This window comes from Bradyrhizobium sp. NDS-1 (assembly GCF_032918005.1).
Lineage (GTDB): Bacteria > Pseudomonadota > Alphaproteobacteria > Rhizobiales > Xanthobacteraceae > Bradyrhizobium > Bradyrhizobium tunisiense.
In genome coordinates this window covers 3,612,388-3,625,808 of sequence record NZ_CP136628.1, presented here as the reverse complement: position 1 = coordinate 3,625,808, position 13,421 = coordinate 3,612,388, and the positions used below count along the sequence as shown (strand labels likewise).

Below are 13,421 nucleotides of genomic sequence, written 5' to 3'. Positions count from 1 at the left end.
GGATGTCCTGAAAACGTTACTGGGCGGCCGGGGTGAACTTCGACACGATGGTCTCGACCGGCTTGAACGCCTGCTTGGCGAGGTCGCTGTAGAGGCCGGCGATCTTCTGCGATTCCGCAACGAAGGTCTCGTAGGAGGAACGGGCGAAGTCGGTCTGCGCTTCCATGGCCTTGTCCAGCGACTTCACGCCGGAAAGCTTCTCGACGAAGGACTTGGTGTCTTCGAACGACTTCTTCGTATAGTCGCCATAGGCGCTGGCGATCGCCTGGAGGCCGTGCTGCACCGAGGTCGCGGAGGCGACGTACTGCTCGAAGTGCTCTTTCCCGTAGTTCTGAAAGTCTTCAACCTTGAACATTTCGGAATCCTTTTCCCTGGCTCTTGTCGGGAAGCCCCGGCTCCCTGACTCTGCCCACAATTAGTGCAACGCACAAAAAAGTCAACAATATTGTGCGACGCACAAAAATTGACGCAAATCGCCGAGATTCCCGGGGTTTCCCGCAATAGTTCCTTAAGCTTTTGGAAACCCCGGCCCCCTACCCTGATTCCCTGGACGTGTTCAACTTCCGCAGACGGTCAAAAGCCGTTTGAGAACATCACCTTAGCCAGAATAGCGGCTCAGGCTAAACGTCCTCCGCGGCGAACACCAGCGGAGGGACAGCCTGAGCAGGTAATGATCCCGGGTCCATTGGGCACAATTTCGCCTCACGAGCCGGTGATCTAGTCAGAAACGGGGACGGGGTTCCATGCTTCGTAAAAACTTGTCTTCCTCGCGCTTGGCGCGGGTTGGCGTTTTTGGGCTTCTTACGGTCACCGCCGCAGTCATCTTCACCACCGACGCCGCGGAGGCGCGGCGCCATCGCCGCCACTACGCGCACCACAAGGTGCAGCGCGATGTGTCGGACACCTCGAGTTCGAAATTCGCGTCGATCATCGTCGACGGCAATTCCGGCGCGGTGCTGCAGGCAACGAGCCCCGACGCGATCCGCCACCCCGCCTCGCTGACCAAGATCATGACGCTCTATCTGCTGTTCGAGCGCCTCGAATCCGGCAAGATGAAACTCGACACCGAGATGCCGGTGTCCAAGCATGCCGCCGATCAGGATCCGACCAAGCTGAACCTGCGTGCCGGCCAGACCATCCGTGTCGAGGATGCCATCAAGGGCCTCGTCACCCGTTCCGCCAACGACGCCGCGGTGGTGATCGCCGAAGCAATCGCCGGCGACGAGGACGACTTCGCCCAGATGATGACGCGCAAGGCCCGCGCGCTCGGCATGTCCAAGACCGTCTACCGCAACGCCAACGGCCTTCCCAACGACGAGCAGGTCACGACCGCGCGCGACCAGGCCACGCTCGGCCGCGCCATCCAGGAGCGCTTCCCGCGCTACTATCGCTATTTCGCAACCTCGACGTTCAACTGGCGTGGACAGTCGATCCGCAATCACAATCACCTGCTCGGCAGCGTCGAGGGCGTGGACGGCATCAAGACCGGCTACACCCGCGCCTCCGGCTTCAACCTCGTCAGCTCGATGCGCCGCGGCAACCGCCATTTGATCGGCGTAGTGCTCGGCGGCCGCAGCGGCGGCTCGCGCGATGCCATCATGCGCAACCTGCTCGCCGAAAATCTCGAAAAGGGCGCGACCACCCACACCGTTGTCGCGGTCACCGAACGTAACGGCACTGACGCCAATGCCGCGCTCGCCGACGCATCGGATGCTCCGGCACGGCCAGCGGCGCAGGTTCCGGCCGCTCCTGCTCCCGAGACCGTCCAATCGCGTCTCGCGGCGCGTCTGTCGACTTTGGCAGCCGCGACCGCCGCGGTGCCGCCGGCCCAGTCCAAACCCGAGGTTCGGCCGACGGAGTCCAGGATCGAGCCCGCGCCGCTCACCAATGGCGTGATCTCGAGCCAGCCGCTCGCCATCATCCCCGGCTCGTCCGAGCCGATGAAGCCGGTTCGGGTGAAGACGGTTCAGGTCAAGGCCGGCGCCGTGAAGGTCGCCTCCGCCACCCCCACCCACGTCGCCCCGCCGGTCACCAACGCCATTCCGTCCCGTTCCGACGTCGCGGAAACCTCCGGCGCCGTCGTCGCCCGGGCCGATCTCATCAACAAGCCCGAGATCGTCGGCCAGCCGGAAGCCCCGAAGGCCGAGATCGCCCGCACCGAATTGCCAAGGCAGCCGGCCGGCTTCGGCTCCGGCAACGGTATCCTCGGGGTGCTGCCGGCCGCAACGGCCGCCGCGCCCGCCCCGGCCGGTCCGAAGCTCGCCTCCGCCGATCCGACGCCGGTCCAGATGAGCGCCACCACCAAGCCGGTCGTCACCCACAGCGGCTGGATCGTCCAGGTCGGCGCGCTCGAAAGCGAGAACGAAGCCCAGCAGCGCATCGATGCCGCGCGCAGCTCGGCCCGCGGTCTGCTCAGCAAGGCCGATCCGTTCACCGAGCCTGTCGTCGCCAAAGACAATCGCAAGCTCTACCGCGCCCGCTTCGCCGGCCTCGAGCGCGACCAGGCCGAAGCCGTCTGTCGCACCCTGAAGCGCGCCGAGATCTCCTGCATCACCGTCCGCAACTGATCTCCTTCCCCGTTCGAGACGAAATGCCCGCGCTTATCGCGGGCATTTTTCGTTTTGGGGGCGCGGTCACACGGGCGCTGTTCATGACAAGGCTGTTCCGCGACAACCTCTCGTCAATAAATTACGGTTAAAACTTTCCTCAAGGGATCGACCACGCCGACAATGGCGGGCATCGGGGCGACGGCAAACGGAGCAAGCGGAGTTCACGCGGTACGGGCGTTTGTAGCGTGGTGCCGGAGTTAGCCGTTATGCGTACGAAGCAGAGTATCCTTGGCCTCGTTTACACGGGCAGCGAGATAGTTCGAGCCCCCCTGGTCGGGATGGAGTTTCTTCATCAGGGACTTGTGCGCCCGGCTGATGTCGTCGCGCCCCGCCCCCGGCTGCAGGCCAAGGATCTGATAGGCCTCCTCCGCCGTCATTTTGCCGCTCGCCGCCGTGCGGCGCTGCCCCCCTGCCGCATCGCCCTGCGCGTTCTGACGCCAAGCGGGAAACCGGCGGTCCAGATAGCTTTCAAGTAGGGCCACGCTCTCGGCGTCGAATGTCGGGACCATTGCCAGCAGGCCAGCGAGATCGAACTCGCCGAGATCGCGCCCGGCGTGAGGCCCGGCGACGATCTGCCCGCCAAGCTGGCCGGTGTCGTGGTCGAGCCGCATGTCCAGGAATTGCGAGCGCACGCGTGAGGCCTGGCCTGACGCGGGTGCAGCACCGCCGCCGAACAGCCCGCCGACATTGCCGAAGCCGGCGTTTGCCAGCGGCTTCCAACCCAGCAGCCCGGCGCCGAAAATCCCCAGCGGGATCGCCACAGCCAGCTCGCCCCGCAAGCCCGTGAATGCTGCGACCGCCAGCGCCACCACGCCGCCACCGAACCTGATGGCGCGCGCCAACGCCGCCGGGTTGGCGGCGCGGAACATCTGGAGCAGCAGGTAAAGCGTGATAACGGCGACAGCGCCGGCGATCAGGGTCATGACCGGAATATAGTCACCCTCGCGTCAAAATGCATGGCAAAGGCCCCGCTGCGAGCCGCGACGGCCTGAGTGCTACTTCATTTGGCCGATCAGCCTGGCCGCTCCGCTCGCGGTCTGCGCCAATTTCAACAATGCCGCGCGTCCGCCGGCGGCATAGGCCGCGGCCGCCCGCAGCAGCTCGCGCAACTGCGCCGCCGCGCCCGGATCAAACCGGCACCAGGCGCCGCCGGTCAGGCGCGCGATCTCGCGGAAGGCCTGCTCGGCGACCGCGTCATGTCCTTCCTGAAACACGAACACTGGGACATTCAGCATGCCGAGCTCGCCGGCCTTGGCGCAGAGCTCGTCGACGTTCTCCTCCATGGCATCGCCGACGAAGACGACGGCGCGCACGCCCGATGCGATCGCTTCGCGCCGCACCTCGCTCAGCACCTTGCCAATCTGGGTGTCGCCGCCGCGGCAGTCGATCTTGCTCATCAACGCCGCCAGCCTCGTGCTGTCGGAGATCCAGCCCGTTGCGCGGCACTCGTTCAAGCCTCGATAGTAGACGAGCCGGATATCGAGACTGCCCAGTGCCGCGGTCTCGCGAAACATGTCGGCCTGAAGCGCGCAGGCCATGTCCCAGGTGGGCTGCCGGCTCAACGTCGCATCCAATGCGAAGATCAGCCGCCCCTTCGCGCCCGGCGCATGGGGGGACAGCGCCCGCGCCTTGGCGACGAAAGCGGCAATGTCCTCCGCGGTCGACGTTCCGGCCTGCGGCACCGCGCCGCCTGCGTGTGCCGAGACGGCATCGCCGCGGCTCGGCTTGATGGGTTCGCCCGACATCCCTCGGCCCTGCGTGAGCGGCTAATGTGGTCAGCGCAGGCAGCCCGGTCAATGTGCAAAGCCCCCGCGGGCGGCGACCGGCGGAGGCTTTGACAATCGTGACCGGCGATCAGGGAGACGGCAGCTCTTACGCCGCCCGCTCCTCAAGCATCAGCCCTTGGCAGGCGCCATCAGCGCAACCGGGCCGGGCTCGAGAATATTCGGCGGCGACGTTTGCGTATCGACCGGTGCGATCTCGCTATCGGTCGAGCTCAGGAACTTGTCGAGCATGCTCTGGATCGAGTTCTTGGCGACGTCCGGACCGGTGTCACGCATGTCGTTGTGCTGAAACTCGGTCTTCACGACCTGGATACCGGCCTTCTCGCATTCCTCGTCGGTCGGGAGCACGCCCGCATCAGCCTTGAACTGCGGATCCTGCGAGCGGAACGACAGGATCTTGAACTTGCCCGCGGTGACGAAGGGCACGCGCAGATTGTCGAGCGTGACGACCTTCTTGACCTCATCCGGATACTGCTTGGCGAAATACATCGTGATGTCGCCGCCCATGGAGTGGCCGACCATCGTCACCTTGGCGTAGTCGGCGTTGGGCTGAACCTTCTTCATCTCCTGCATGGCGAGATGGATGTTGGCGACACCGCGCAGGATCTGCGGCAGCCGGCCGACATAGAGCTCACCAGGCTTGGTGACCATCGGAGGATCGGTCGGCAGATCGTGCTGCGGGCTCACGACCATGTAGCCGCGCGCAGCGAAGATGTTGGCGAGGAAGCCGTATTCTGTGTTCTTGACAGTGTTGCCGTGATTGATCACGGCGACCGGCAGCGTAACCATGCCGGCATTGGCCTGCATTTCCTTGTCGCGTCGCACCGCGATCTGGACGGGGACAGGACGGTTGTCGCGCGAAGCGTCGTAGAAAGTGATGGTCTCGTGCTTGATCGCCCACTTGCTCGCCGTGAAATAGGCGATGCCGCAGAGAGCACTGACCGAAACCAGAACGGCAATTCCACGCTTCATTTTCGTCCTCAGCCTCAGGCTCTTGCGGCCTGAATCCCTGTTGAAAATCGTGTTCTTCCGAGGCTCTGCGTCCTCTGGTCGCCTATTCGCTAATATATGTCACAGGCGCGTGACAGGAAGGCCAAATATTGTGAACCGGCCGCCCTTTCATTGTGCGCCGCACACCTTTTCTGGGCACCTCGTTGTTGTTCTGTGGCTACGTCAGGTGCAGCTCATTATCGGACGCAATCCGTCTCGATCGGGTTCAATTTCGCGGTAAACGCAGGATAAAAACGGCCGAACGCTCTCACGGTTCCAGCATGAACCCAGCACTGAAAACCAGTCGAAAGTAGCTTTATACCGCCTCAGGCGCCCAGAATGTCGTGGACTTCGAGCGGCTTGTCGATCTGGTTGAACCACTCGGCCCGGTTGGCGGCGCGGCGGCGGCCGCGCTCGTCGAGCGGCAGCTTGAGCTGGCGAAGCAGGCTCGTCACCTCTTCGCGTGCGGTGAGATGGCCGAGATTGGGCCGCATGCCCAGCGTGGCCTCGTCGATCTCGTCGAGGGCGGTGAGGCCGCGCGGGAAAAATTCGCGGTAGACCACGCGTTCGGCGAAGCCGTCGACGTAGCGGAAGCCGAGCCGCAGCGACAGATCCTTCAACCCCTCCGCGACGAGCTGCTTGTTGCGGGAGCCGAGCATCGACAGGCGGTTGCGCACGACGATCCAGTCGGTGGTCGAACCGTCGAGCTGACGGCGCTTGCGCCTGACGTCGCGCACCATCTCGGCGTAGTGGCTCTCGCCCGTCACCGCGTAGCTCGCGGGATCGACGGTGCCGAGCACGTCGAAATCGAGGAAGCTGTCGTTGATCGGCGTGACCAGCGTGTCCGCCATCGAGTGCGCGAGCCGCATGAGGTAACTGTCTGTGCCGGGCGTGTCGATGACGATGAAGTCGAAGCTGCTCTCGACTGCCGAGACCGCCTCCATGAACTGCTGGAACTCGGAATTCTCGTTCTCGGCGATCTGCATGGTCTCGCCGAGCTTGATGCAGCGATGTACCGGCAATTCGAGGTCGAGCTTGGTGCGGCGCGCCCAGGCAGAACGGTTGCCGATGTAGTGGGTAAAGCTCTGCTGACGGCAGTCGAGGTCGATGGTGGCGACGCGCTGGCCGGCCTTCAGGAGCGCGACCGCGATGTGCAGGGCGGTGGTCGACTTGCCGGAGCCGCCCTTCTCGTTGCCGAGCACGACCACATGCGCCGAGCCGGATTGGCCTTGGCTAGCCTGCACAAGCATGGCGATCCTCAACACCCCTGGTGAATATCTTCGAGTTGACCGCGTCCACGGTCAAGTGAAATGCGTGACGGGTTATGCAAATCGTACTGCGCCGTTGTCCATCATGAATAGCGGCGCCAATCTTCGTCTGTGATACAGCCCACAATGTTGCGATGTCGTGCGCCAGCTTGCGGAGAATGCTGTGCCGCATCCGGGTGCATGGCGTCCACGATCCCTGCTTGTTAAGGTTAGCCGCCCCGGGCGCCGCATCGTGCCGCGCCGCTTCCCAACCTACCGAGTCCCGATGTCATCAAGCCCCCTGATCGTCCGCACGGTCCCGACCTTGCGCCGCGCCGTCGACAATCTTCGCAAGCGAAAGGCCACGATCGCACTGGTCCCGACCATGGGGGCCCTTCATGACGGGCATGTGTCCCTCGTCCGCCTCGCCAAGCGGCGCGCCAGCCGCGTCGTGGTCTCGATCTTCGTCAACCCGACCCAGTTCGCCCCGACCGAGGATTTCGGCGCCTATCCGCGCACCTGGAAGGCCGACATCGCCAAGCTCGCGGCCGAGGACGTCGACGTCGTCTGGCATCCGGACGTCAAGGCCATGTATCCCGGCGGCTTCGCCACCCGAATCGTGCCGGAGGGACCGGCGCTCGCCGGCCTCGAGGACCGTTTCCGCCCGCACTTCTTCGGCGGCGTCGCCACCGTCGTCGGCAAGCTGTTTACGCAAGTCCGGCCGGACTTCGCGATCTTCGGCGAAAAGGACTTTCAGCAGTTGCGGGTGGTGACGCAGATGGCGCGCGACCTCGACCTCGGCGTCAAGGTGATCGGCTCCCGCACGGTGCGCGAGCGCGACGGGCTCGCGATGTCCTCGCGCAACGTCTATCTGTCGCCCGAGGAGCGGCAGACCGCCACCGTCCTCTACCGTGCCATGAAAGCGAGCGCGCAGCGGATCAAGGCCGGCGATGCCGTGGCGCCTGCGATGGCCGGCGGCGCCGAGATGATCACGGCGGCGGGCTTTGCGCTCGACTATTACGAGATCCGCCATGCCGAGACGCTGGCGCCAGCCGCCTCGCGCGAGGACGGCCCCTTGCGGATCCTGGTCGCGGCCAAGCTCGGCAACACCCGGCTGATCGACAATATCGGAGTTTAGAGCAGCCCGAGATCGCGCAATTCGCGCCGCATCGGCTCCGGCATCGCCGCGATCGAGCCGGCGGCGGATTTGCCGAGATCGGACGGCACGGAATCGTCGGTGAGGTAGCGCCAGCCCTGGAACGGGCGCATCGGCCGCGGCGACACCGAGATCACCTTCGGCTGCATCACGATGCGGCAACGCCCGATGCCGTCCTTGTCCCGGAACGGCTCGATACCGATGATCTTTTCGCGCGCGGCAATCTCGCCCTTGATCACCCAATAGAGCGACCCGCCCGCGAGGATCTCGGCGTCGCGCTTGGGCACCATGCGGGTGATGTGGATGTGATGTTGCGGCAGACCCTTCTTCTTCGCGGTCTGCATCCGTTCGGCGATCCACTCCTTCAATTCCTTGACGGAGTCGCAGCCGACGGCGAGCTTGATCAGATGTAGCGGCATGCCCAAGCATTAGCCGGGCAGCACCGCATTTGGAATGCCGATCTACTCGTTATCCGCAGCCGCGGGAGCGGCCGCCGTGGCCGGCGGCGGCGCGAGCGGAACCGGCGCTGCGGGGGCGCGCGCGGCCTTGGGGGCCGGCGGTTTCTTCGCGGCCGGTGGTGCCGCGGGCGCCGGTGCTTGTGCGGAGGCAGCCGCTGGCGCGCGCGGCGCCGGCGCTGCGTTTGCGGCGGGCGCAGCCTGCCGCGTCGTCGCAGTGGGCTCCGGATTCATGATGCTCACAGGCGGCGTCGACAAGGCGCTCGGGAACTCCGCATTGGTCGGCTTGCCCGTCGGCATCGAGGGCGGCAGCCCAGCGAGTGCCGCATTGGCCGGCATCGGCGGCACCGCTGCTGGCGCGTTCCAGGTCGGCGCGTGGCGCGCGACCAGCGTGTCGTAGAGGTGGGACTCCATGTTGGCGGCGACCTGCTGCTGGTCGGTCAGCGCGCGGAACGCGGCGCAGTCGAACTGCGTGCAGCCGTCGCGCGCGACCAGCACCTGCGCCACGAGGCCGTAGCGGTCGCGCTCCAGCGCCTTGCGCACGGCCTTCATGTCCGCCGTCAGGCTCTTCTCGGCGGTCGCGGAATCACCGAGTGCGGTCAGCCGGTCGATCCGGGCCGCGGTGTAGGACACGGCCGCAGCCGCAGCGTCCGGCGAGCCGAACAGCGCTCTCTCGCAGCCAACGGCGACGGCATCGCCGGCGAGGTCGTCGAGGCAGGACAGCGCCGGCAGGCTCGCGACGACAGCACCTTGCGCGCGCGCCTCGGTCGGGGAGTCGTGCCCCGCCGGGCCATAGATGCGCACGGTGGCAGCTCCGGCGATCGCGATGGACAGCAGCGTGATCACGGTCAGCGCGCCGTTGGCGACCGACCTATCGGCGCGCAGCAGCGTGATCAGCAGGATCAAGCCGAAGAATCCGGCAGCGGCCAGCGTCATCCACATCGGAAAGGCCGGCGAGCGCCAGATTTGGTCGAGCGAAGTGGCCCATGCCCAGTTCATGCGCGACGTCCCCTCACGCGAGCAGAGAGCGAATGGTCAAGCGAGCACCGCGAGCCGGTAACTGCCCCGGCTCACCTTTTGAAGGTGAAGCGGGCCTTTTAACGGCGGCAGGACACAATTCCGCAGGAGGCGCGAATGCGCTGATGACGTCGATCTCTAGGAGAGCGCGAGCTGGCTTTCCTTCGCGACGCGTTCGAAGGCTTCGGTCGAGCTCTTGATCCGGTACTGGCAGTCGTCGCCGTCGGTCGGCAGCAGACGGATGACCTCATACGAACCGCTGGCAGCGGGGCGCGCGACGTTGCTGGCCGTGAACAATACGCGCGTTCCAATCGGGAATTTGTGCTTCAACACCCTCTCCACTCAAACAACGCCTGCCTCGCCCATGGTCCCACTGCGACGGCCGGCCGGAAACCCACGCGCTGTATAGCATGCGGCCGGCGGTTTTGGCCAGCGCCATGCCCGCATGGCAAACACGCAAATCTCGCAGTCTTTTCAGAATGATAGCGATGGAACCGGCGGGCCGATGATACCGCCGGCGCCGCGCGTTCAGAGCGGTGTGTCGCAGGTCGGTCGCAGCCCCACTTGATCCGCGGCTCCGGTCACTTCTGGACTGTGAGGCCGCCGGGCGGCGGCCTCCGTCAGACCTGACGATCAGGCATCCTCGAATTTTGCAATGACCAGCGTTTCGGCCTGCCCCTCGCGGGTCCATTCCTGGAACGCCGGCAGCGCCATCATCGTCTCCATGTAGGCCCTGGTGTCCGGCGCGACGTCGATCGCGTAGGTGCGCAGGCGGTGCACGACCGGCGCGTACATCGCGTCCGCCGCACCGAAGCGCCCAAACAGGAACGGACCCGCCGCGCCATGGCGCGTGCGGCACTCGCGCCAGATCTCCTCGATCCGCGCGACGTTGGCCTTGGCGTCCGCGGACAGCGTCACGGCCCGCACTGGCCGGTGCAGGTTCATGCCGCATTCGTTGCGCAGAGCCACGAATCCGGAGTGCATCTCGGCGCACACCGATCGGGCATGCGCGCGCGCGGCGACGTCGTCCGGCCACAGCTTCACTTCCGGATAGCGCTCGGCGACGTATTCGATGATGGCGAGCGAATCCCACACCGTGACGTCGCCATCGACCAGGACCGGCACCTTGCCGGCGCGGCTGAAGGACAGGATCTGCTCCTTGTCCGCGGGATTATCGGTGTAGAGCGGGATGAGCGTCTCCACGAACGGGATGTCGTTGGCGCGCAGCGCGAGCCAGGGCCGCATCGACCATGACGAGTAGTTCTTGTTGCCGATCGCGAGTTTCAACGCAGCCATGTCGTCAGTCCTTCCCGAGACGTCTTAGAGGAGCCGCTTTTAACGCCATCGCCTGCCGCCAATCAATCGTTGCCGCATACTGCCATGCGTGGCAATCGTTGCGGTCCTCGCCAGGAGACAGACATGAGCAGGCATTGGGTCGACATCGCCGCCGTCGGCTTCTTCATCATCGAATGGCTGGTCTATGCGCTGACGCTCGAGCATTCGGCCTATGGCCGCGACAGTCTATCGGCGCGCATGAACCGCTATCGCGAGGTCTGGGTGCGCCGCCTGCTCGACCGCGACACCCGCATGGTCGACATGCAGATCATGACCTCGCTTCAGAACGGCACCGCCTTCTTCGCCTCCACCAGCCTGTTCGCGCTCGGCGGCGCGCTGGCGCTGCTGCACGCCACCAACGACGCCATCACGATTCTGAGCAAGCTGCCGATCGACCTCAGCACCTCGCCGGCCATGTGGGAGCTGAAATGCGTCGGCCTCGTGCTGATCTGCGTCTACGCCTTCTTCAAGTTCGCCTGGGCCTATCGCCTGTTCAATTACGTCGCGATCCTGTTCGGCGGCATGCCGCCGGCGGACCAGCGCGACACACTTGAGGCCGAAGCCCATGTGATCCGCACCTCGCGCCTGTTCGAATCCGCCGGCCGCCACTTCAACCGCGGCCAGCGCGCCTTCTTCTTCGCACTCGGCTATCTCGGCTGGTTCGTCAGCCCCTGGCTGCTGTTCGTCACCACGGCGGCCGTGGTGGTCGTGACGTGGCGACGCCAGTTCGCCTCGAGCGCATGGGCGGCGATGGCGCCGGAGGTGGTCGCGGATGAGGGGATGAGGCGCGGTCATTGAAGCGCCGGTGTCCCGGACAAGCCGCACCGCCAAAGCGGCGCCGCGCTGCGTCCGGGGCACGAGAGCGAAGTGGCGCATGCTCTCCCAACGACGTCATTGCGAGAGGCTGAGTGTGAGGCGGCAGCCCGTTCTCCAAGGAACGCTGTCATTCCCCGCGAAGGCGGGGAATCCAGTACGCCGCGGCTTCTCGGTTCAACCGCGAGCGTCTCTGGAATACTGGCTCGCCCGGTCAAGCCGGGCGATGACAGTGAGTGTGTGGTGACAGACATGACTCGTCGGCCTCGCGGCTGAATTCGCCCGAGCTTTGCTTGATCACTCCACCCTCAAAACCAAGAGGGCGCAGGGAAGGCCGGGTGCCGACAGGCACCCGCGGTCCGCTGCGCGACATGCGCACGCAGGAAGAACCGCACAGCAGCATACAGGTGGTGCCGATCACTCGGCCTTCCCTGCGCGATGGTCGGACGGCTTATGCCGTGCTCTCCCGGGAGCCGAACTTTCCTCTGGCCTCCCTCGCCCCGCGAATTGGATGATGCAGTCTGCCCGGTTGGGCTCGCTCGCACCTCCGCGAAGGCTTGACCGTGGCAACGACGGCCAGGACCACACGGTTTTGCCGTACGCACGGCCCGCCATGTCGCCGCAGTATTCCCAGCCCTGTCGACGGAGCTGAGAACTTACAGGCGAGACGAAGCCTGGCAGCGCCGTCGTCCGCACGCGGTTACGGGCTCACGGGGACTACCCGCCCTGCCCGCACCTCTCATGCCGACGCTGCCGCGTCCACCGCAGACCCGGCTCGCGAAAATGACGACCTCATGATCGCCCCTCTTGAGTGAGCCGGGATGCACGACACATACGCCGAAACCGAATTTCGGTAAAGTGGAATATTTTCGCGGCACTGGATTGACAGAGGCCGACACAGGCACGGTGCCCCAAGATAGGCAGAGGCGCAAAGCGCCGTGCCCACCATCTTTCACGATTTCAAAGACGTGGGCATGCTTCCGCCTTCGCTCTGCGAGCTACGGCGGACAAGTCGCTTTGCCCGCCCTACTGTCCCGGCATCGCTGCGCTCACCCGGGCTACAAGGGCTCGAAAACTACCCGCCGAAATCCCGCGGGCTGAACGGCAGGTCCAGCACCTTCCATTCCTCGTACAGATTGGCGGGCAGCATCTTATAGGGCTGGCAGTCCTGAACTGCGCTGATTGCGGACTTCACGAGGGCCACCCCTTTTGTGGATGGCGGGGCTTGGAGCAGGATCGGCTCGCGCGCCAACGTGCCGTCGGTGGCGAACACCGTGCGGAGCTTGATGTGGACGCTGTCGGTCGGGCTGAGGCCGGCCGGCAATTTCGCACACCGCCGCAAGTGGCTGCGGAGCGCGGCAATGATTTCGGCCGGCAGCTTGGCTGCAATCGAATCCTTGCCGTCGCCGCCATCGTCCTTGGGAGTGTCTTTCGACAGTGCCGCCGGCAATTCAGGCGGCAGGCCGAGCATGACGCCGTACTTGATGGTGACGTCAGGCTGCGGAGCCTGATAGGCCGGCTGCGGCGCGGCCTGCGGCTCGGGCACGGTTTGCGGCGGCGATGGCTGAGGCTGCGGTTGCACGTTGGCCTCGCGCTGCTTCGGCGCCTCCAACGGTTGCGTCTGTTTCTGCGCCGGCTCGGGCGAGGCCCGTGGTGTCGGCGACGGCGCGGCCGCCTGCTGCTTGGCCGCAGGATTCGGCGCTGCTTCCGCCTTGTCGTTGTCGGTGAAATCCAGCTTCGGCAATTTCAGATCGGGTTTCGGCTCCGGCGGCTTCTGCTTCGCCTCCTCCTGGGCTTTCTCCTCGGCCTTCTCTTCCTCCTGCTTCACCTGCTCCGGCGTGACGATGTCGACCGCAACAGTCTCAGGCGGCGCGGCGTGGAACGGATGGACCTCGCTGATCAGGATGATCAGCCCCACCAGCGTCAGATGGGCGATCGCCGATGCCGCGACGTCCGTCCGTATGATTGTCCGCAGTTCCATTGCCCGATCTTGGATTGCCGCCCTGCTGTTAGCA

General features: G+C 65.3%; 13 protein-coding genes. 3 read left to right on the top strand and 10 right to left on the bottom strand.

What is annotated here, in order from left to right; all coding sequences use genetic code 11:
• Positions 1-16: 16 nt before the first annotated feature.
• Positions 17-355: a phasin family protein gene (locus tag RX330_RS17070; protein ID WP_028143975.1), complete on the bottom strand. Its 339-nt coding sequence runs from the start codon at positions 353-355 to the stop codon at positions 17-19.
• Positions 356-743: 388 nt separating this feature from the next.
• Here RX330_RS17070 and RX330_RS17065 point away from each other — a divergent pair, with 388 nt between their 5' ends.
• Entirely contained in the window at positions 744-2,567 is a 1,824-nt protein-coding gene (locus RX330_RS17065; protein ID WP_317243733.1) for a D-alanyl-D-alanine carboxypeptidase, read from the top strand.
• Between the two features lie 239 nt (positions 2,568-2,806).
• Here RX330_RS17065 and RX330_RS17060 read toward each other — a convergent pair whose 3' ends face one another.
• The 4 genes from RX330_RS17060 to RX330_RS17045 form a co-directional block, all read right to left on the bottom strand.
• Positions 2,807-3,532 carry a DnaJ domain-containing protein gene (locus RX330_RS17060; protein ID WP_212089496.1) on the bottom strand — a complete coding sequence of 242 codons (726 nt, stop codon included), beginning with the start codon at positions 3,530-3,532 and terminating at the stop codon, positions 2,807-2,809.
• Between the two features lie 72 nt (positions 3,533-3,604).
• Positions 3,605-4,354, bottom strand: coding sequence for a VWA domain-containing protein (locus tag RX330_RS17055; protein WP_212089494.1), 750 nt, complete (start codon positions 4,352-4,354; stop codon positions 3,605-3,607).
• Between the two features lie 150 nt (positions 4,355-4,504).
• Positions 4,505-5,365 carry an alpha/beta fold hydrolase gene (locus RX330_RS17050; protein WP_317243732.1) on the bottom strand — a complete coding sequence of 287 codons (861 nt, stop codon included), beginning with the start codon at positions 5,363-5,365 and terminating at the stop codon, positions 4,505-4,507.
• A gap of 344 nt (positions 5,366-5,709) precedes the next feature.
• Entirely contained in the window at positions 5,710-6,633 is a 924-nt protein-coding gene (locus RX330_RS17045) for a division plane positioning ATPase MipZ (RefSeq protein WP_212089490.1), read from the bottom strand.
• A gap of 283 nt (positions 6,634-6,916) precedes the next feature.
• On the opposite strand from RX330_RS17045, the gene panC reads away from it, so the two are divergent.
• A complete protein-coding gene (gene panC, locus RX330_RS17040; protein WP_317243731.1) occupies positions 6,917-7,768 on the top strand; it encodes a pantoate--beta-alanine ligase in 852 nt (283 codons plus the stop codon).
• On the opposite strand, the gene RX330_RS17035 is transcribed toward panC, so the two are convergent.
• From RX330_RS17035 to RX330_RS17020, 4 genes are all read right to left on the bottom strand, one after another.
• Complete coding sequence (locus RX330_RS17035; RefSeq protein ID WP_212089486.1) at positions 7,765-8,205, bottom strand: DUF1489 family protein; 441 nt, start codon at positions 8,203-8,205, stop codon at positions 7,765-7,767. The two genes, panC and RX330_RS17035, sit on opposite strands and share 4 nt — an antisense overlap.
• 42 nt (positions 8,206-8,247) lie before the next feature.
• Positions 8,248-9,240, bottom strand: coding sequence for a hypothetical protein (locus tag RX330_RS17030; protein ID WP_317243730.1), 993 nt, complete (start codon positions 9,238-9,240; stop codon positions 8,248-8,250).
• 156 nt (positions 9,241-9,396) lie between these two features.
• Positions 9,397-9,588, bottom strand: a complete 192-nt coding sequence (locus RX330_RS17025) for a hypothetical protein (protein ID WP_026202495.1) — start codon at positions 9,586-9,588, stop codon at positions 9,397-9,399.
• A gap of 303 nt (positions 9,589-9,891) precedes the next feature.
• The gene (locus RX330_RS17020; RefSeq protein WP_317243729.1) at positions 9,892-10,554 is read right to left on the bottom strand and encodes a glutathione S-transferase family protein; all 663 of its coding nucleotides are present in this window, start codon (positions 10,552-10,554) and stop codon (positions 9,892-9,894) included.
• A gap of 123 nt (positions 10,555-10,677) precedes the next feature.
• On the opposite strand from RX330_RS17020, the gene RX330_RS17015 reads away from it, so the two are divergent.
• On the top strand, positions 10,678-11,391 hold the full coding sequence (locus RX330_RS17015; RefSeq protein ID WP_317243728.1) for a DUF599 domain-containing protein: 714 nt from the start codon (positions 10,678-10,680) through the stop codon (positions 11,389-11,391).
• A gap of 1,090 nt (positions 11,392-12,481) precedes the next feature.
• Here the strand turns inward: RX330_RS17015 and RX330_RS17010 are convergent.
• Complete coding sequence (locus RX330_RS17010) at positions 12,482-13,387, bottom strand: hypothetical protein (protein WP_317243727.1); 906 nt, start codon at positions 13,385-13,387, stop codon at positions 12,482-12,484.
• Positions 13,388-13,421: the final 34 nt, after the last annotated feature.

Coding starts and splice junctions, on each gene's coding strand:
- RX330_RS17070 (WP_028143975.1), bottom strand. CDS start 355: ATGTTCAAGGTTGAAGACTTTCAGAACTACGGGAAAGAGCACTTCGAG.
- RX330_RS17065 (WP_317243733.1), top strand. CDS start 744: ATGCTTCGTAAAAACTTGTCTTCCTCGCGCTTGGCGCGGGTTGGCGTT.
- RX330_RS17060 (WP_212089496.1), bottom strand. CDS start 3,532: ATGACCCTGATCGCCGGCGCTGTCGCCGTTATCACGCTTTACCTGCTG.
- RX330_RS17055 (WP_212089494.1), bottom strand. CDS start 4,354: ATGTCGGGCGAACCCATCAAGCCGAGCCGCGGCGATGCCGTCTCGGCA.
- RX330_RS17050 (WP_317243732.1), bottom strand. CDS start 5,365: ATGAAGCGTGGAATTGCCGTTCTGGTTTCGGTCAGTGCTCTCTGCGGC.
- RX330_RS17045 (WP_212089490.1), bottom strand. CDS start 6,633: ATGCTTGTGCAGGCTAGCCAAGGCCAATCCGGCTCGGCGCATGTGGTC.
- panC (WP_317243731.1), top strand. CDS start 6,917: ATGTCATCAAGCCCCCTGATCGTCCGCACGGTCCCGACCTTGCGCCGC.
- RX330_RS17035 (WP_212089486.1), bottom strand. CDS start 8,205: ATGCCGCTACATCTGATCAAGCTCGCCGTCGGCTGCGACTCCGTCAAG.
- RX330_RS17030 (WP_317243730.1), bottom strand. CDS start 9,240: ATGAACTGGGCATGGGCCACTTCGCTCGACCAAATCTGGCGCTCGCCG.
- RX330_RS17020 (WP_317243729.1), bottom strand. CDS start 10,554: ATGGCTGCGTTGAAACTCGCGATCGGCAACAAGAACTACTCGTCATGG.
- RX330_RS17015 (WP_317243728.1), top strand. CDS start 10,678: ATGAGCAGGCATTGGGTCGACATCGCCGCCGTCGGCTTCTTCATCATC.
- RX330_RS17010 (WP_317243727.1), bottom strand. CDS start 13,387: ATGGAACTGCGGACAATCATACGGACGGACGTCGCGGCATCGGCGATC.